This window comes from Microbacterium sp. A20 (assembly GCF_004794515.1).
Classification (GTDB): Bacteria; Actinomycetota; Actinomycetes; order Actinomycetales; family Microbacteriaceae; genus Microbacterium.
Genome location: NZ_SSDF01000085.1, coordinates 66,410 through 83,982, shown reverse-complemented (window position 1 = coordinate 83,982; position 17,573 = coordinate 66,410). Strand labels below are relative to the sequence as shown.

At 69.4% G+C, this 17,573-nt stretch carries 20 protein-coding genes and 1 tRNA gene; 9 read left to right on the top strand and 12 right to left on the bottom strand.

The features are described 5' to 3' along the window. Positions 1–23: 23 nt before the first annotated feature. The gene (locus tag DW298_RS14410; RefSeq protein ID WP_136043152.1) at positions 24–425 is read right to left on the bottom strand and encodes a hypothetical protein; all 402 of its coding nucleotides are present in this window, start codon (positions 423–425) and stop codon (positions 24–26) included. 188 nt (positions 426–613) lie between these two features. On the opposite strand from DW298_RS14410, the gene DW298_RS14405 reads away from it, so the two are divergent. Then, positions 614–823, top strand: a complete 210-nt coding sequence (locus tag DW298_RS14405) for a CsbD family protein (protein WP_136043151.1) — start codon at positions 614–616, stop codon at positions 821–823. A gap of 77 nt (positions 824–900) precedes the next feature. Here DW298_RS14405 and DW298_RS19390 read toward each other — a convergent pair whose 3' ends face one another. After that, the gene (locus tag DW298_RS19390; RefSeq protein WP_017201713.1) at positions 901–1,065 is read right to left on the bottom strand and encodes a hypothetical protein; all 165 of its coding nucleotides are present in this window, start codon (positions 1,063–1,065) and stop codon (positions 901–903) included. Positions 1,066–1,186: 121 nt separating this feature from the next. Here DW298_RS19390 and DW298_RS14400 point away from each other — a divergent pair, with 121 nt between their 5' ends. From DW298_RS14400 to DW298_RS14385, 4 genes are read left to right on the top strand one after another with little or no spacing between them, the layout of a single operon-like run. After that, positions 1,187–1,453, top strand: a complete 267-nt coding sequence (locus tag DW298_RS14400) for a Rho termination factor N-terminal domain-containing protein (protein WP_136043150.1) — start codon at positions 1,187–1,189, stop codon at positions 1,451–1,453. 8 nt (positions 1,454–1,461) lie between these two features. Continuing rightward, positions 1,462–2,613, top strand: coding sequence for a YbdK family carboxylate-amine ligase (locus DW298_RS14395; RefSeq protein ID WP_136043149.1), 1,152 nt, complete (start codon positions 1,462–1,464; stop codon positions 2,611–2,613). Between the two features lie 43 nt (positions 2,614–2,656). Beyond that, positions 2,657–4,051 (top strand): MFS transporter, encoded by a 1,395-nt coding sequence (locus DW298_RS14390; RefSeq protein ID WP_136043148.1) that lies wholly within the window; start codon positions 2,657–2,659, stop codon positions 4,049–4,051. A 2-nt stretch (positions 4,052–4,053) separates the two neighbouring features. After that, positions 4,054–4,902, top strand: a complete 849-nt coding sequence (locus DW298_RS14385) for an endo alpha-1,4 polygalactosaminidase (protein WP_136043147.1) — start codon at positions 4,054–4,056, stop codon at positions 4,900–4,902. 13 nt (positions 4,903–4,915) lie between these two features. Here DW298_RS14385 and DW298_RS14380 read toward each other — a convergent pair whose 3' ends face one another. Together DW298_RS14380 and DW298_RS14375 are read right to left on the bottom strand one after the other, a co-directional pair. Next, positions 4,916–5,953, bottom strand: coding sequence for a hypothetical protein (locus DW298_RS14380; protein WP_136043146.1), 1,038 nt, complete (start codon positions 5,951–5,953; stop codon positions 4,916–4,918). Beyond that, a complete protein-coding gene (locus tag DW298_RS14375; RefSeq protein ID WP_136043145.1) occupies positions 5,950–6,801 on the bottom strand; it encodes a phytanoyl-CoA dioxygenase family protein in 852 nt (283 codons plus the stop codon). The genes DW298_RS14380 and DW298_RS14375 overlap by 4 nt, the downstream gene beginning before the upstream one ends. Before the next feature lie 177 nt (positions 6,802–6,978). On the opposite strand from DW298_RS14375, the gene DW298_RS14370 reads away from it, so the two are divergent. Next, positions 6,979–8,052 carry an iron-containing redox enzyme family protein gene (locus DW298_RS14370; RefSeq protein ID WP_240745143.1) on the top strand — a complete coding sequence of 358 codons (1,074 nt, stop codon included), beginning with the start codon at positions 6,979–6,981 and terminating at the stop codon, positions 8,050–8,052. Continuing rightward, complete coding sequence (locus DW298_RS14365) at positions 8,049–8,255, top strand: CDGSH iron-sulfur domain-containing protein (protein WP_136043144.1); 207 nt, start codon at positions 8,049–8,051, stop codon at positions 8,253–8,255. The genes DW298_RS14370 and DW298_RS14365 overlap by 4 nt, the downstream gene beginning before the upstream one ends. Positions 8,256–8,281: 26 nt before the next feature. On the opposite strand, the gene DW298_RS14360 is transcribed toward DW298_RS14365, so the two are convergent. Both DW298_RS14360 and DW298_RS14355 read right to left on the bottom strand, forming a co-directional pair. After that, positions 8,282–9,061, bottom strand: a complete 780-nt coding sequence (locus tag DW298_RS14360; RefSeq protein ID WP_136043143.1) for a YggS family pyridoxal phosphate-dependent enzyme — start codon at positions 9,059–9,061, stop codon at positions 8,282–8,284. Between the two features lie 65 nt (positions 9,062–9,126). Then, positions 9,127–9,807 (bottom strand): HAD-IA family hydrolase, encoded by a 681-nt coding sequence (locus DW298_RS14355; protein ID WP_136043142.1) that lies wholly within the window; start codon positions 9,805–9,807, stop codon positions 9,127–9,129. Between the two features lie 56 nt (positions 9,808–9,863). On the opposite strand from DW298_RS14355, the gene DW298_RS14350 reads away from it, so the two are divergent. Then, positions 9,864–10,604 carry a glutamine amidotransferase gene (locus tag DW298_RS14350; protein ID WP_136043141.1) on the top strand — a complete coding sequence of 247 codons (741 nt, stop codon included), beginning with the start codon at positions 9,864–9,866 and terminating at the stop codon, positions 10,602–10,604. A gap of 55 nt (positions 10,605–10,659) precedes the next feature. Here the strand turns inward: DW298_RS14350 and DW298_RS14345 are convergent, their stop codons facing one another. Beyond that, a complete protein-coding gene (locus DW298_RS14345; RefSeq protein ID WP_136043140.1) occupies positions 10,660–11,205 on the bottom strand; it encodes a peroxidase-related enzyme in 546 nt (181 codons plus the stop codon). Positions 11,206–11,326: 121 nt separating this feature from the next. Here DW298_RS14345 and DW298_RS14340 point away from each other — a divergent pair, with 121 nt between their 5' ends. Then, positions 11,327–12,178, top strand: a complete 852-nt coding sequence (locus DW298_RS14340) for an AraC family transcriptional regulator (RefSeq protein WP_136043139.1) — start codon at positions 11,327–11,329, stop codon at positions 12,176–12,178. Positions 12,179–12,200: 22 nt separating this feature from the next. On the opposite strand, the gene DW298_RS14335 is transcribed toward DW298_RS14340, so the two are convergent. The 5 genes from DW298_RS14335 to DW298_RS14315 all read right to left on the bottom strand — a co-directional run bounded on the left by DW298_RS14335 (position 12,201) and on the right by DW298_RS14315 (position 17,518). Next, positions 12,201–13,313, bottom strand: a complete 1,113-nt coding sequence (locus tag DW298_RS14335; RefSeq protein ID WP_136043138.1) for a DegT/DnrJ/EryC1/StrS family aminotransferase — start codon at positions 13,311–13,313, stop codon at positions 12,201–12,203. A 44-nt stretch (positions 13,314–13,357) separates the two neighbouring features. Then, a tRNA-Cys gene (locus DW298_RS14330) sits at positions 13,358–13,428 on the bottom strand. 13 nt (positions 13,429–13,441) lie between these two features. Continuing rightward, the gene (locus tag DW298_RS14325) at positions 13,442–14,692 is read right to left on the bottom strand and encodes an aminotransferase class I/II-fold pyridoxal phosphate-dependent enzyme (RefSeq protein WP_240745142.1); all 1,251 of its coding nucleotides are present in this window, start codon (positions 14,690–14,692) and stop codon (positions 13,442–13,444) included. Then, positions 14,689–16,041, bottom strand: coding sequence for an aminotransferase class I/II-fold pyridoxal phosphate-dependent enzyme (locus tag DW298_RS14320; RefSeq protein WP_136043137.1), 1,353 nt, complete (start codon positions 16,039–16,041; stop codon positions 14,689–14,691). Before DW298_RS14320 ends, DW298_RS14325 begins: the two co-directional genes overlap by 4 nt. A 97-nt stretch (positions 16,042–16,138) precedes the next feature. Beyond that, positions 16,139–17,518, bottom strand: coding sequence for an NAD(P)/FAD-dependent oxidoreductase (locus DW298_RS14315; protein WP_205820380.1), 1,380 nt, complete (start codon positions 17,516–17,518; stop codon positions 16,139–16,141). Between the last annotated feature and the right edge of the window lie 55 nt (positions 17,519–17,573).

Here is a 17,573-nt window from a genome sequence, read left to right as displayed (position 1 = left end):
GGGCCGTGAAGAGCGACCGCCGCTCAGGCGCTCGCCATCATCATGTCCTTCATGGCCATGCAGGCATCCATGCACGCCTGGGATGCCTGAGCGCACATGCGGCACACGTCGCTGTCGTCGGCGTGCCGCATGCACTGGTCCATGCAGACCTGGCACATCGCGATGCACGCGTTGAGCATCGCCATCATCGCGGCCGGGGTCATGCCCTGCATCCGCATCATCGAGCGCATCATGGTGTTTGCCATGTCGGCGCAGTTCATGCACGCCGGCGAACAGTCCATCATCTGCGTCGAGCACACCGTGCAGGCCTGCTCGCAGGCGGCGCACGCATCCATGCACGCCTGCATGACGGACATGTCCATCATCCCCATGTCGGGCATCGACTCCATGTTCTTCGACATGGCGCCCATCATCATCGAGTCCATCGCTCACCGCTTCCTTCGAGGTCCGCGGGCAGGACCACCCGCCTGGCGCCAGGCTAGCCCCTCGCCGGGCCCGCGTCGATGGGGCGGAGCGCTGACATGACCCGCGCTGATTGTCAATCCCGTGGCCCGTTCCGCGCCCGCGTGGAAGTGTCGGGATCAATCGAATCCGCCCCATGAGAGGAGCAAGCATGAGTGCTGCAGATGACATCAAGAACGCCGCCGAGAAGGCCGCCGGAAAGGTCAAGGAAGGCGTCGGCAAGCTCACCGACAACGAGCGACTCGAGACCGAGGGTCAGGCGGACCAGGTGAAGGCGTCGACCAAGCAGGCCGGCGAGAACGTCAAGGACGCGGCTCAGAAGACCGGCGACAGCGTGCGCGACGCGTTCGACAAGAAGTAGGACGAGAATCCCCGGAAACTGAAAAGAGGTGGGGCCCGCCATCGGGCGGGCCCCACCTCTTCGGGATCAGACCTCGGTCAGACCTTGCGGCTGCCGCTGATCGCTCGGATCAACCAGGCGATCACAGCGATCGCGAGGAGGACGAGTCCGACCCACAGGAGGAACTGGAGCGACTGCACCAGTCCTCCGGTGATCGCGAGGATCACTGCGACGACGATGACGATGATCAGGAGGATGTTCATCGGTCTTTCCCTTCTTTCGGGGCGCGAACGCCCGACTGCGGTGACCCCACGCTAGCCTCCACGAGCCATCTCCCAGAGGGGGTTGACTTCCACCCTCCGAGTGCGCGAAAGGAAAGAGCACATGCCAGGACGACGGAACAATTCGCTGAAGGACCCCGAGCTGTACGAAGAGCTCAGGGGCGACGGGGCTTCGAAGGAGAAGGCCGCACGGATCTCGAATGCCGCCGCCAAGGAAGGGCGCAGCGCCGTCGGGCGCCGGGGCGGAGAGCACGGTGACTACGACGACTGGACCGTCCCGGAGCTGCGCAAGCGGGCGAAGGAGCTTGGCCTGACCGGCTACAGCGGCAAGCGGAAGTCCGAGCTGATCTCCGCCCTCAGGAATCACTGAGGCCGGGGATGACCCGCTTCGGCGTCGAGGAGGAGTTCCTCTTCCTCGACGAGCACTCGCTGGCGCCCGTGGCTCTGGCCGCCGGCACGCGCGAGCGCATCACCCGGCTCCGCACGGGCGGCGAGGTCACGACGGAGTATCTGACCTCGCAGATCGAATGCCTCACCGAGCCCGTGTCGACCGGAGCGGATGCCGCGGCGCAGCTGCGTCACCTGCGGGAGCTGATCGGGTGGCACGCCCAGGAGCAGCACGCGATCGCGGCCTCGTCCGGGACGCCCTTCGCGACGACGCGCTCTTCGACGATCTCCCCCTCCCCGCACTACGACGTGGTCGCCGAGCAGCTCGGCCATCTGAGCCGCGATCATGAGGTCAACGGGCTCCACGTGCACGTCGAGGTCCTGGATGAGGAGGAGCGCGTGCGCGCACTCGACCGGGTGCGCGGCTGGCTGCCGGTGCTGCTCGCCCTCACCGGGAACAGCCCGTTCGTGGAGGGCCGTGACACGGGTTTCGCCAGCTGGCGCAGCATCCAGATCCGTCGGCTGCCCGCATCGTGGAGCCCGCCGCACTTCCGCGATCTCACCGACTACCGCGCGGGGGTGCAGCGACTCATCGACCTCCATGCCATCGCCGATGCCGCGTCGCTCGCCTGGGCGGTGCGGATCTCGGACCGCTACCCGACGGTCGAGGTGCGGGTCTTCGATGCGCAACTGACTCCGGAGGAATCGGTGCTCGCCGCGCTGCTCAGTCGCGCGATCGTGCTGACGGATGACCAGCCTCCGGCCATGATCGGTGCGGATGTGATCGATGCGTCGCTGTGGACCGCCGCTCGTCGCGGCATGGATGCCCGCGTGATCGACCCGACCACCGGCGAGGTCGACGATGCGCGCACCGTCGCCGAGCGCATGCAGGCCGTGATCGCCCCCGCGCTTCGTCGACTCGGCGACGAGGAGCGGGTCCGCGATGGTCTCGCTCGGCTGCGCAGCGCCGGCACCGGGGCGAGCCGGCAGCGCCGCAGCGTCGCGCAGGACGGGACGGCCGGGCTCGCGCGCCTCCTCCGCGCCGGAGCACCCGCACCCATTCCTGCACCGCCTGCACCGCCTGCACCGCGACTCGACGCCCAGGAGGAACGACAGGAGCCCGAACCGACACCGGCATCCTGACCGCCGTCGCCCCACTGTCCCCCGCCGGGAGTAATGTCGGCCTGTGGCCTCCTTCGCCCCTCTCCAGCGGCTCGTCATCTCGATCGCCGTGCTCGCATCGTTCGTGACGTTCCTCGACGGCACCGTCGTGAACGTCGCCCTGCCCGCGATCAGCCGTGAACTCGGCGGCGGCATCACCACTCAGCAGTGGGTGGTCGATGCGTACCTGATCACGCTGAGCGCGCTGATCCTGCTCGCCGGCTCGGTCTCCGACGCCTACGGGCGCGTGCTCGTGATGCGCATCGGCCTGATCGCGTTCGGCGTGGCATCGATCGCCGTGGCCGCAGCCTTCGACCCGCTGATGCTGATCATCGCCCGCGCTGCACAGGGTGCGGCCGGCGCGCTGCTGGTGCCGAGTTCGCTCGCACTCATCACCGCGACCATGCGCGCCGACGTGCAGTCCAGGGCGATCGGCGTGTGGACCGCGTTCACCACCGCGGCGCAACTGGTGGGCCCGCTGCTCGGCGGCCTGTTCGTCGACTACCTCTCCTGGCGCTTCGTCTTCCTCATCAACGTGATCCCCATCGGCATCACCCTGCTGCTCCTCGCCCGTCTCAAGCTGCCGGAGCACCCGCGCGGCATCAAAGTCGACTGGTGGAGCGGTGCCCTGTGCGCGGTCAGCCTCGGCGCCGTCGTGTTCGCCCTGATCGAGCAGCCCAACATGGGGTGGCAGTCGCCGGCGATCTGGATCCCCGCGGTCGTCGGCGCTGCCCTGTTCGCCCTGTTCCTGTGGCGCCAGCAGCACTCGACCGCGCCGCTCATGCCGCTGTGGCTGTTCCGGGTGCGCGACTTCGGCTGGGGCAACCTCGCCACCCTCTTCGTGTACGCCGCCCTGTCGCTCAACGGGTTCGTGGTCGGCGTGTACCTGCAGCAGGGCGCGGGGCTGAGCGCCACGGCCGCCGGGCTCGCGAGCCTGCCGATGACCATCCTGATGATCCTCCTCTCCTCGCGCGCCGGGCAGTGGGCCGGCCGGTGGGGGCCGCGGATCTTCATGACGGTCGGCCCGCTGATCATGGCGGTCGGTGCACTCATGCTGCTGCTCGTCGCGGCCGACTTCGACTACTGGTGGCAGGTGCTGCCCGCGATGATCGTGATGGGCCTCGGCCTCTCGCTCACCGTGGCGCCGCTGACCGCAGCCATCCTCGGCGCGATCGACGAGAACCACTCCGGCATCGCCTCGGCGGTGAACAACGCCGTCTCCCGCGTCGCCGGTCTGCTCGTCGTGGCCATGCTCTCGACCATCGTCGGCGGCACGCTCGACCTCGACGGATTCCACAGCGCCGCCTGGGTGACCGCCGCGTTGCTCGTCGTGGGCGGAGTGGTGTCGTGGATCGGCATCCGCCGCAACCCTTCCGAGCCGGCAGCGGCCGACGTCGCCGCCTCCGGCGCCCCGCAGTGAGCATGACCACGCGCACGCGCCGTGCGGGGACACTGCTCGCCGTCGCGATCCTGGCATCGGGGCTCGGCGGATGCGCGACGCCCTCCGATCCATCCGGCGCCGGCGAATCGCCCGCACCCGCCGCGTCCTACGACCTTCCGCCGGCCGGAGCGACCCCCGACTATCAGCTCGGCGGCGCCTACGAACCGGCGCCCGAGGTCGGGATCGTCGGCCGGGATCGGAGCGCGGAACCGGCCGAAGGCGTGTACTCCATCTGCTACGTCAACGGCTTCCAGACGCAGCCCGCCGAACTCGACTCCTGGCCCCGCGACCTCCTGCTCCAGCGCGACGGCGAGGTGGTCTTCGACCCGGATTGGCCCGACGAGGCGCTGCTCGACACATCGAGCGCCGAACGCCGTGACCGGATCGCCGCCACGGTGATCCCCTGGATCGAGGGATGCGCGGATGACGGTTTCGATGCGGTCGAGTTCGACAACCTCGACTCGTACTCGCGGTCGGACGGGACCCTCTCGCTCGACGACAACCTGGCTCTGGCCGCCGCATTCGTCGACGCCGCCCATGCGGCCGGACTCGCGGCCGGACAGAAGAATGCCGCCGAAGATGCGGCTGTGCTGCATAAGCAGGCCGGTTTCGACTTCGCCGTGACCGAGGAGTGCGCGGTCTACGTCGAGTGCGGCGCCTACGCGGCCGTCTACGGCGAGCACGTCATCGACATCGAGTACGCCGACGAGCTCCCCCGCCCGTTCGCCGAGATGTGCGCGGACGACGACTCCCCGGCGTCGATGGTGCTCCGCGACCGCGACCTGGTCACCCCGTCCGACGACGACCACGTCTTCGAGACCTGCCGCTGACGGCGACGGCGGATCAGCGCGGGGTGAGCACGATGACGCGCCCGCCGATCACCCACTCCGATATCGCGATCGTCCCTGCGTCGTCGACCGCGATGCCGTGCGGGCTCCGGAAGACCCCCGGGGTGAGGGCGGAGCGCTCCACCTCCTCGCCGACGATCGTGTTCGGCCAGCCCGGCGCGTCCACTCCGTCGGTGTCGCCCAACCTGGCGGCGACCGTCTCATCCGACCCGAAGGCCACGATCGCGCCGTGCAGCTCGGTGACCCACACCCAGTCCCCGTCGAACGCGAACCCCGAAGGGCTCGTCAGCTCGCCTTCGCCATAGGCGCGGAGGAACCGGCCATCCGTGTCGAGCACGACGATCCGCCTGTTGTTCCGGTCCGCCACCAGCAGCTCGGGCACGGGTCGACGCGTGTCGAGGATGATCGCGTGCGGCGAGGCGAGAGCCAGACCGCTGTCGCCGCCATCGGTCGTCCACAGCGGTTCGCCCTCTCGGGAGAAGCAGTGCACGCGGCTGCGGCCGTAGCCGTCGGCGACCCAGATGCGTCCTCCGTCCTTCTCCGACTCGCTCGTCACACCCGTCGGACGCCACCCGCGGGAGCCGTCGTCGAGCCCCCTGTCGTCGATGACCTGCTGCACCCGGCCCGAGACATCGACCCGCACGACCTGGCCCGGTCGATCGATGTCGAGGTGTTCGCCTCGCTCGCGGTGGTCGAACTTCGTACCGTTGTCCGCGATCCAGATGGCGTACGCCGAACCGAACGCGTCCACGCTCATGCCATGGCACTCCGTCACGGGAAGGTCGGCGGTGCGCGACCCTCGTCCTCCGCGAAGTCGCACGAGCGCGTGACCATCGGGCGAAGCCACCACGAGCCCCTCACCGCCGGGGCCGACCACGACGCCGTGATGCGACCATCCCTTGACCGGCTCGGCGCTGGTCGCATACTCGCTCCAGTCGTAGAGCCAGCCGCCGATGTCGACGGCGCTCCGGGCGGAGCGGTTCTCGGCGTCCCAGTCGGGGGCGGAGTTCCCGAGGTCGAACACGTCGTTCACAATCCGTCGTCCTCGTGCCAGTGCTCCTGCCACCGCCAGTCGATCGGCTCGGACGCACGCTGGTAGCGGATGTCGGTGGACAGCCGGATGCGGTCGAGCGGATCGACGTTGTCGGTGCTGGCATGCACGACGTACGAAGAGTGGACCATCACGTCGCCCGCCCGGTAGTTCGCCAGGAGCCACCGGGCGTCGTGCTTCTCGGCGAGGCCCGGAAGATCGGCCGTGATCGATGCGGCCGGGGGCTTGTCGCCTCGCTCGCGCTCGTCGGCGAGGGCCCAGTGGTGGCTGCCCTCCAGGTAGGCGAGGCCGCCCTGCTCGACCGGGCAGTCGCCGAGTGGGATCCACATCGACAGCACGCGCTCACTTCCCTCACGCAGATACACGAGGTCGTAGTGAGCCTGCGTCGCGGTGCCGATCCCGGACTCCCCCGGACGGATGTGGCGGATGATCTTGCGCTTGTGCAGGTGCACGTCCTCGCCGAGGAACCACTCGAACCACCCGCGTACATCGGGGTGGCCGGTGAGCGCCGCGTAGCGCTCGCCGGGAACGATGTCGTCGAACAGAGCGGAGCGGATCTTCGCCCGGTCGATCTCGCCCTGAGCGCCGACACCGACGGCGGGATCGGAGTCCGCAGCGATGATCCCGGTGTCGGCCATCGCCGTGAAGTAGTACTCGCGGAACTCCTGCACCAGGGTGGGGTCGAGCTGCTGCGGCAGGAACAGGTAGCCGTCGCGACGCAGTCTCTCCCACAGCGCGTCCTTGTCGCCGCGGATCGCGTCCGGGACGGGCTCCATCCAGCCCATCCGCGCGGCAGATTCGTCGAGGGTGTATCCGTTGGAGGTGAACATGAATCCAGGATCGGCGCCGCACGGACTTCAGTCCATGGACCATTGCGCACAGGTATTGGATTCTCTGAGGCCATACCGCGATGACGGAGTGCGGCGGTAGCCGACCCCCCGCATGCCCTGAGCGAGCGCCCGAGTCAAGTCCCTATATCCGCTCCGCGCTTCCGCGCGAGGATGCTGATGACCGCACCGATCGGAGTCAGAATCATGTCCGCATCCGCCGCTGCCTCGGCCCTCACCACCACCCTCCCCTTCACCGACCGCGGACCGCTGAGCCGCGCCATCATCTCCCGCCTCACGGTCGACGACAACTCCGACCACACGGCCCTCGCGAGCGCCGCCGTCGCCGCGAGCGCCGACATCGTGCGCGATGACGACATCCAGCTCGCGCTCTTCGTCCTCTACGCCTCGGCCTACGGGTCTCTCCCGCAGCTCGACGCCGACCTGGAGTGGGATCCCGCCCTCCTCGCCACCCGGCGCGTGCTCGAGGAGGCGTTCGAGAGCACGCTGCGCGCGAGGGTGCCGATGCCGGAATCCCCCGAGCCGACCGTCGATGCCGTCGGGCGCGCTCTGTTCGCACTGGCCGCCGCCGACACGGGTCCGAGCGTCGCGCGGCACATGGCGAAGAAGGCCACCAGGGAGCAGGCGGAGGAGACGCTCATCCTGCGCTCGGTCTACACGCTGCGTGAGGCGGATCCGCACTCGTGGGCCATCCCCCGGTTGGAGGGACGCGCCAAGGCCGCGCTCGTCGAGATCCAGTCGGACGAGTACGGCGGAGGTCGTCCGCAGCGCGTGCACGCCGAGCTGTTCGCGCGCGCGATGCGTGCCGCGGGTCTCGACGCGACCTACGGCGCGTACGTCGATGATGTCCCGGCGATCACCCTCGCGTCTCACAACATGATGTCGCTGTTCGGGCTCAATCGCCGTCTCGTCGGCTCGATCATCGGGCACCTGGCCGCCTACGAGATGACCTCGTCGATCCCCTGCCGCCTGTATGCGGACGGCCTGCACCGGCTGGGCTTCGATCCGGATGTGGCGGCCTACTTCGAAGAGCACGTCGAGGCGGATGCGGTGCACGAGCAGATCGCCGCACGCGACCTCGCCGGGAGTCTCGCCGAGGACCACCCCGAGATGCTGCCGGACATCCTGTTCGGCGCGGTGGCCTGCCTGACCGTGGACGGCTGGAGCGGCGAGCACATCCTGGAGTCCTGGTCGGCCGGCACCTCTTCCCTCCGACCGCGGGTGGCGTCATGAGCGCCCGCAGCGAGCCGGCGTCGATCACGCCGTATCCGGACGGACCGCTGCTCGTGCGCGGGGCCGTCGAGCTGTACACGGCCGACGGGGAGACGATCGAGCCGCATCGCCGCACCATGGCCCTGTGTCGTTGCGGGCTGTCGGCGGTGAAGCCGTTCTGCGACGGCACCCACAAGGCGGCAGGCTTCCGGACCGACGACTGAACGCGGCCGCACCGCCGCACGCGGTCTCAGGCCTCGGGCCAGTAGTAGCTGTCCGGCAGGGCGCGGGCGCCGAAGATCGCCTGTCCGACGCGCACGCAGGTCGCCCCCTCCTCGACGGCGATCTCGTAGTCGCCGGACATGCCCATCGACAGCTCGCCGGCGCCGATGAGGTCGGGGGCGTCGTCTCTGGCCTGGTCTCGCAGCGTGCGCAGGAGCGAGAAGCACTCCCGCACCCGTTGGTCGTCGGGCGTCAGGATGGCGAGCGTCATGAGTCCGCGCACGCGAAGGCTCTGGTACGAGGGCAGCGCCTCGAGGAACGGGGGCAGCTCCTCCGGAGGCATCCCGAACTTGGAGTCCTCGGCCGAGGTGTTCACCTGCACGAAGACGTCGAGACTGCGTCCGGCCGCCTGCAGACGTCGGTCGAGCGCTTCGGCGACGCGCAGTCGGTCGAGCGCCTGGAACTCCGAGGCGAAAGCGGCGACGTCTCTGGCCTTGTTGGTCTGCAGGTGCCCGATGATCGACCACGACACGTCGAGGTCGGTCGTCTCGCCGTGCTTGCGCACCGCCTCCTGGACCTTGTTCTCTCCGAGCAGTCGCATGCCCGACTCGATGGCGACCCTGACGCGCTCGGTGGGGACGGTCTTGCTCACGGGAAGCAGCGTGACCTCTTCCGGGCGCCGCCAGGCTCGGCGCGCCGCCTCGTCGATACGCGCCCGAACATCCGCGATGTTGTGGTGGAAATCGTCGACGGTGAACGCCGTGGGGTATCGATCCTCGACCCCATCCGATCGTTCTGTTTTTGACATAGGCCAAAGCGTAACACGGCCGCCGGTCGATCGAGGATGCGCGCAGACTCACCGGTCGACGCGCCTCAGTCGCGGACGCCCTCCACATCCACGGCCAGGACCCCATCACGCCACCGCACATCGCGAAGGTCGCCGATCACCAGATCGGGGTTACCTCCCGCCGACGCGGCCCCGATGCCGATCACCACTCCGGCACCAGCCGCCCGTGCGGACCGGATGCCGGGCACCGAGTCTTCGAACACGACGCATTCCTCGGGGCTGCGCCCGAGGCGGCGCGCGCCGAGGAGGTAGGGGTCGGGTTCAGGCTTGCCGCGCTCGACATCTTCCGCGGCGACGAGGATCGTCGGCTCGGGCACTCTCGCGCTCCGCAGCCGCGCCGTCGCGACAGCGCGGTTACTGCTCGTGACGACCGCCCACGCTCCCGAGGGCAGGGAGCCGACGATCCGCGCGGCACCGGCGATCTCGGTCGTGTGCACGGCCGCTTCGATCTCGAGGGCGACGAGATGCGCCGTCGCCGCATCCGCAGCCCGCCGACCCACGAGAGCGGCGACCACCTCGCTCGGACGCATGCCGTGCTCTGCGTCCCGCAGGAAGTCGAAGGACGGCGCGTAGCTGCGCGCCCACTCCGCCCACGCCGGGGCGGCAGCGGCCGCAGAATCCACCAGCACGCCGTCGCAGTCGAAGAGCAGCCCCGCATCCGTGAACTGCCACGATCCAGCGCGGGTGACATGTGGTAATTTTGGCATAGGTCAAAATTACCATCCCACACCTTCGCCTCCCTTTCTCCGAGAGACTCCGATTCATGACCACCCCCGCATCGCCGCCACGCCTCGCCCTCGCATTCCGGCACGTGCACTTCGAAGATCTGGGCATCCTCGAACCGCTGCTGATCGAGCGCGGCTATCACGTGGAGTACGTCGACCTCGGCACGCAGGCGATCGACATCGAGCGCGTCGACGATGCCGACCTGCTCATCGTGCTGGGTGGCCCGATCGGGGGGTACGACACCGCGACCTATCCGTTCCTGCACGCGTCGAAGGAGGCGATCGCCCACCGGCTGCGCCAGGGCCGGGCACTGCTGGGCATCTGCCTGGGTGCACAGCTGATCGCCGAGGAGATGGGCGCCGAGGTGCGTCCGACGGGTGCGGTGGAGATCGGCTATGCCCCGCTCCAGCTCACCAAGGAAGGGCACGACTCCCCCCTCCGCCCCCTCGACGGACTTCCCGTCCTGCACTGGCACGGCGATGCCTTCACCATTCCCGACGGCGCCCGCCATCTGGCTCGCACTCCGGACTTCCCGAACCAGGCGTTCTGCACCGACGCCGTGCTCGCACTGCAGTTCCACCTCGAGGCCGACCATCGCACGATCGGGAACTGGCTCATCGGACACGCGCACGAACTGCATCACCACGGCATCGACCCGCGCACGATACGCGAGCAGGCCAGGAACCACGGTCCGCGGCTCGAGGCCGCTGCTCGCACCGCGATCGGCGCCTGGCTGGACGACGTCGAAGGCCGGGCACGCTCCACCGACGCGGGCTAGGCAGGCACGACGAAGGGCCGGGACCTCACGGACCCGGCCCTTTCTCTGCGGCGTTTCAGCTCGCGCGGCGCAGTGCCACGCTCGGGAAGTCCACCGGGACGTCGAGGGCGATGTTCACGTAGTTCGTGAACAGGTTCAGCGCCACCTGACCGATGGTCTCGACGATCTGCTCGTCGTTCCACCCCTGCGCGCGGACCGCGTCGACATCGGCCGCAGACACCTGACCGCGGGCGTCGACGAGCTTCAGCGCGAACGCGAGCAGCGCCGCGGTGCGCGGATCGTCGGACTCGCCGAGCTGTGCTGCGGCGAGCGTCTCGCGCGTCAGGCCGGCCTTCTTGCCGAGCGCGGTGTGCGCGGCGAGGCAGTAGTCGCACGAATTGCGGTCGGCGACCGCCACGGCGATCTGCTCGCCGAGCGCCGCACCGAGGGTGCCGCCCCCGTACGCACCGAATGCGCTCCACATGCTCGTCAGGGCAGCCGGGGAGTTGGCGACGGCGCGGAACATCGCCGGCACGGTGCCGAAGGCACCATGGATCTGGTCGAGCTGCTCCTTGACGGGACCGGTGGCCGCTTCGCGTTCGATGAGTGAGACGTTGGGCATGTGATGCTCCTTCGTTAGCCGAGTGAGGCCGATCGGCCTCACCTCGAGTCTTCCGGGTACCGTCGGACGATGCGCACCAGAACGTCTTGCATTCATGACGGATCGTCCAGATACTGGAGGTATGCCCTCCGTCGACCGCCTCACTGCGCTGCTCGAGCGGTTCCGCGTGCGCACGCGCCTGTTTCACTCCGGCCCCCTGTGCGGCACGACGGTCTTCCCCGCGAGCAGCGGCCATGGCTACCTGCACGTGCTGCGTCGCGGCGAGATGGAGGTGACGCACCGCCGCCCCGACGGCAGCACCGAGCGCGAGCTCATCACGCGACCCAGCCTGCTGTTCTTCCCCCGCCCGCTCGATCACACCTTCCTCAACGCGCCGACCGACGAATCGGACTTCGCCTGCGCGACGCTGGACTTCGACGGCGGTGCCACTCATCCGCTCGTGCGCACGCTCCCCTCGACGATCGTCCTGCCCCTCGACGAGGTCGCCGCCCTCGCCCCGGCGCTCGATCTGCTGTTCTCCGAGGTCGACAACGTCCGCTGCGGACGCCCGCTCGTCGCCGACCGCATGTTCGAGGTGGTCCTGATCCAGCTGCTGCGGTGGATGCTCGACAACAGCGGTCGACTCGATCTCCCGCCCGGCCTGCTTCCCGGCCTTGCGGACGAACGCCTCGCCCCGGCACTGGTCGCCATGCACGAGGCACCCGGCGACCCCTGGAACCTGGAGTCGCTGGCCCGCCGGTCGAACATGTCGCGCAGCGCATTCGCCGCACGCTTCAAGGACGTCCTCGGGCGATCGCCGGGAGACCACCTCACCGACTGGCGGCTGACCGTCGCACAGGAGCAGCTCCGCGCCGGGATGTCGGTCAGCACCGTCGCCGCCGAGCTCGGCTACGCCAGCGCCTCGGCGTTCTCGCGGGTCTTCGCCCAGCGCATCGGCCGTTCGCCGCGCGCGTGGCTCGCCCTGGCCGCCTGACCCCGCAGCGGAGGCCCGGCGGTCATCCGCCGGCCGACATCACAACCTCGAGGCCGCTGACGATCCGGCCGAGGTCGTCGGGCGTGAGCGACGGGTGCACCGGGATCGAGAGCACCTCCTGCGCGGCCCGCTCGGTCTCGGGCAGGTCGGCCTCCGGGGCGTACCGCTGCAGCGAGGGCAGCCGGTGGTTGGGGATCGGGTAGTAGACGCCCGCTCCGACCGCGTGCTCGTCGCGCAGGGCATCTCGCACGCGGTCGCGCTCACCGTCGGCGATGCGCACCGTGTACTGGTGATACACGTGCTCGACGCCGTCGGCGACCCGCGGGATCGTGAGCCCGTCGATGCCGGCGAGCGCCGCATCCAGCACTGCCGCGTTCCGCTGCCGCTGCCGGGTCCACTCCCCCACCTTGCGCAGCTGCACGCGCCCCACGGCCGCATGCACCTCGCTCATCCGGTTGTTGTACCCGACGATCTCGTTCGCGTACTGCGTCTCCATCCCCTGGTTGCGCAGCAGCCGCACGGTGCGGGCGATGTCCTCGTCCGCGCACGCGACGATGCCGCCTTCGATGGCCGTCATGTTCTTGGTCGGATACAGGCTGAACATCCCGAACGCGCCGATGGTGCCGGCCGGACGACCGCGCCAGGCCGCGCCGTGCGCCTGCGCCGCATCCTCGTAGATCGCCAGACCGTGCTCGGCCGCCACGGCTTCGATCTCGTCGACGAGGAACGGGTGCCCGTACAGATGCACCGGCATGATGCCCTTCGTCCGCGGGGTGATCGCCGCGCGCACCCGCGCCGGATCGAGGGTGAAGTGCACCGGCTCGATGTCGACGAACACCGGGGTCGCACCCGCGAGGACGACGGAGTTCGCCACCGCGGCGAACGTGAACGAGGGCACGATCACCTCGTCTCCCGGGCCCACCCCCGAAGCGATCAGGCCCAGCAGCTGCCCGCTCGTGCCCGAGTTGACCGCGACGGCAGTGCGCCCCTGCAGGAACTGCTCCGCGAACTCCGCCTCGAACGCGGCGACCTCCGGGCCCTGCGCGAGCATCCCGCTGCGCAGAACTCGCTCGACGGCCGCCACCTCCTCGTCGCCGATGAGCGGTTTGGCTGCGGGGATGAAAGCGTCGTCCATGAGGGATGCCCTTCGTCGGCGTCGGCTCTCTCGAGCCCGGTCTGAGGTGGAGGCAGGAATCGAACCTGCGTGCACGGTCTTGCGGACCGCGACCTGGCCACTCGGTCACTCCACCGGGTCGGAGGCGCTCAGCTCCCCGGCGGCGAATACCCGCTCAGGAAGGCACCGAAGCGCCGGAGCGCATCGGTGAGCACGTCGGTCTCGGGGAGGAAGGCGATCCGGAGGTGATCGGGGGTGCGCAGGTTGAACGCCCTTCCGTGCACGAGGAGGATGCGCTCCGCATCGAGGAGGTCGAGGACCAGTCGCTCGTCGTCGTCGATGCGGTGCAGCTCCGGATCGAGGCGCGGGAAGAGATACAGCCCGCCACCCGCGGCCTGGGCGCGGACACCCGGAATCACGTTGAACGCATCGAGCGCCGCATCCCGTTGCCGCGTGAGCCGGCCATCGGGAGCGACCAGTGCGCCGAGCGACTCATCCTGCGTCAGAGCCGCCGTGATCGCATGCTGCGCGGGCACCGACGCGCACATCCGCATGGATGCCAGCAGTCGGACGCCCGAGAGGAACGGGTCGTCGGCGTCGAACCCCGTGGTCGTCATCCAGGCGGCACGGCAGCCGGCGACACGATGGGTCTTGGACAGCCCGGCGAACGTGACGCAGGGCACGTCCGGCGCGACCTGCGCAGTGGAGTGATGCACGAAGCCCGGATAGACGACACGGTCGTAGATCTCGTCGGAGAGCAGCAGCAGTCCGTGACGCCGGGCGAGCTCGGCGATCTGCTCGAGCACTTCGCGCCCGTACACCGCTCCGGTCGGGTTGTTCGGGTTGATGATGACGATCGCCGCGGTGCTCGGGCCGATCAGCGACTCCATGGCCGCGACATCCGGAATCCAGCCCTCGGACTCGACGCAGGGATAGTGCACCGCCCGCCCTCCGGAGAGCACGGTCGATGCGGTCCACAGCGGATAGTCCGGGCTCGGGATCAGCACCTCGTCGCCCGGTTCGAGCAGCGCCTGCAGCGTCAGCCCGACCAGCTCGGAGACGCCGTTGCCGACCGTGATGTCGTCGATCGAGAGAGCGGGGAAGCCGCGGCGGTGGGCGTAGTGCGCGGCGATGGCCTCGCGCGTCTCGGGCAGACCAGCCGATTCCGAGTACCCGTGCGCGTGCGGGAGCGCGGAGCGCAGCGCCTCGACGATCGCTGCCGGAGCCTCGAACCCGAAGGGGGCCGGGTTGCCGATGTCGAGCCGGAGGATGGACTCGCCACTCCGCTCGAGCTCGGCTGCTCGCGCGGCCACGGGTCCGCGCAGGTCGTACAGCACGCCTTCGAGACGAGAGGAGCGTCCGATGCGGTGCGTCGCGCTCGCCATACTGCCCGCGGTCATGCCTCGGCCCGCACGCCGGCGATGACGGTGGCGAGGTCGTCGACGAGACGCTGTGCATCGGCGTCGTCGAGGTCGTGCACGGTCAGACGCAGGCGCGAGCCGCCGGGCGAGCTCTCCGGATCGAGCGCGAACTCCGCACCGGAGCGGACCAGCCAGCCCCGCACCGCCAGAAGACGGGCGGCCTCGGCGGTATCGCCCTCGACGTCGACCCAGACGTTGAGTCCGTCGTCGCTCTGCGCGCGCACTCCTCGTGCGGCCAGCAGCGCGACGAACGCGCGGTTGCGTGCCGCGTAGTGTGCGCCGGCTTCCGCGATCGAACTCTGCGTGGCGGCATCGCGCAGCATCCCGGCGGCGAGCCGCTGCATCACATGGCTCACCCACATCGTGCCAGGGCTGAGCCGCAGGGCCAGCCGGTTCGCGGTGACCGGATCGGATGCCGTGACGGCGAGGCGCATGTCGGGTCCGAGGAACTTCGACACCGAGCGCACCAGCGCCCACCGCTCGTGCGTCGGCGCGATGATGCTCGAGTACGGCGTCGTGGAGAGCAGGGAGAAGTGATCGTCTTCGATGATCAGGACGTGCGGGTGGTCGGCGAGCACCTCGCGAAGAGCCATCGCCCGCGTCGCGGTGATGCCGACCCCGGTCGGGTTGTGCGCGCGCGGCGTGCAGACGATCGCGCGGGCCCCGCTCTCCAGGGCGGTGCGCAGCCCCTCGACCGTCATGCCCTCGCGGTCGACGGGGATCGCGACGGGCGCGTATCCGGCGAGGCGTGCGGTGTGGATGCTGGAGAGGAAGCACGGGTCTTCGAGGCCGATGCGGTCGCCCTGGACCAGGCTCTGGGCGAGCAGGCGCTCGACGGCGTCCACGGCCCCGGCGGTGATCGACAGACGGAACGGGCGAGGGTGGTCTGCGGCGATCCACTCCGTAGCCCATTCGGCCAGGGCGGGGTCGATCACGGATTCCCCGTAGAGCACGTGCGCGGGCTCTACACCGGCGAAGGCGGCGGCGAGGTCAGGAAGGTGCGCGGCATCGGGATTGCCGCTGCCGATGTCGCGGAGCACCGTCCCCGCGGTGAAGCCCTCGTCAGGGTTCTGCGCGGGACCGAGCACCGTCGTGCCGGTGCGACCGCCCGTGATCGCGATGCGCGCCGTGACCAGCGAACGGTAGGCAGCGAGCACCGTGTTGCGGTTGACGCCGAGCCGCGTCGCGAGCGCTCGCACCGAGGGAAGATGATCGCCCGGGGCGATCTCGCCGCGCTCCACGAGATCGCGCACGCTCTCGGAGATCTCGGCGGCGGTGGAACCGGTGATGCGGTCGGAGACGACGTCGCGATCGGGTGCCTGAGCCATGGCTCGACGCTATTCGAGATTTTGACCTATGTCAAAGTCGTGCGTTCGATGGAGAAGCGGGACCGGCGTGGGCGGCCCCGCTTCTCCTCCCTCGCCGCTACGACGCGACCAGTACCGCCTGCGCCGCTTCGAGCCCACTGGAGTGCGCGCTCGCGACCGAGCTCTTGATCGCACCCGCCCAGAACAGCGTGTCCTTCGACGGGCGGTAGATCGTGTCCTCGTCGCGCTCCCCCGTGGCGTACGCACCGAGGGCGAACTCGTCGTTTCGCCAGTCGTAGTTCGACGCGTTCACGTAGTTCAGCCCCTGGTCGCCGGCGAGCTTGCGCACTCCGGCGAGCGCCGCATCGAACCGCTCCTTCTCCGGCAGCGCGAGCAGCTCCCGCGCGCGATCCCCGGTGTCCCAGGCCACGATGAGCTGGCCGTCGTAGCCGGGCATCCCGGTGGACTCGTCCCAGAACTGGCACGGACCCTCGTCATGCTGGTTGACCATGTCGAAGCTCTCCGGGCGCACCGGGTGGTCGAACTCGAGGATGGTCTTGTACGCGACGGTCTGCTTCACGGCGTAGATGGCCGCCATCCGGTCGTCTTCCAGCGGCGGCGAGAACGTGATCGACCGCTTCTGAAGCACCCCGATGGGCACCGTGACGACGCAGGCATCCGCCTCGAACGTCTCGGATCCCGCCTGCACGCTCACTCCGGATCCGGAGTAGTCGATCGTCTCGATCGGCGTCTCCAACCGCACCTCCACGCCTTCCCCCACGGCGTTCAGGATGTCGACGTACGGGGCGAGCAGCTTGTAATCACCGGCGTAGCCGTCGGGCTCGATCACCCCGGTCTTCGACACCGTCAGGCAGGCGGTCAGCGTGTCGACCACCCCGTAGGCCGGGTAGACGGCGAACTGCTCGGTGTCGACCTGGATGCCCAGCAGCGCGAGCGGGTAGTTCGTCGGCGCGATACCGAGACGTTCCAGGTACTGCAGCGCCGACTCCTTCTCCGTCGGCTCGGGTAACGGCACCGCGAGCGCGGGCGTGCCCTCGGGGAAGGCGTAGAAGTCGGGGGTGTCCCAGCCGACCCACGGCGTGCTCGGGCTGTAGCGGGAGAACTTGTTCTCGAACTTCCGCCCCTCGATCCCGAGCTTCTGCGCCCAGGCCCAGGTCTCGGTGTCCGGGCCGCCGTGACACAGCGATGCGCCCCGCTCGTGCGGGATGCTCATCAGCGTGCGGTCGGTCCACATGCGCCCGCCCACGCGGTCGCGCGCCTCGAGCACGATCACCTTCTTGCCGGCGTCCATCAGCTCCCGCGCGGCCGCCATTCCGGCGGAACCAGCCCCGATGACGATGACGTCGTAGGACCCTCCTCCGCTCCCCGCGGAAGGCGAGGGCGATGCCTCATCCGGCCCGCACCCGACGAGCATGATCGCACCCGCTCCGAGCATCCCGCCCAGCAATGCACGCCGTGAGAAGACGACGTCGCTCATGCGCTTTTCCATCAACGAACTCCTTTGATCGTGGAAGACCGAAAACTGCTGTGTG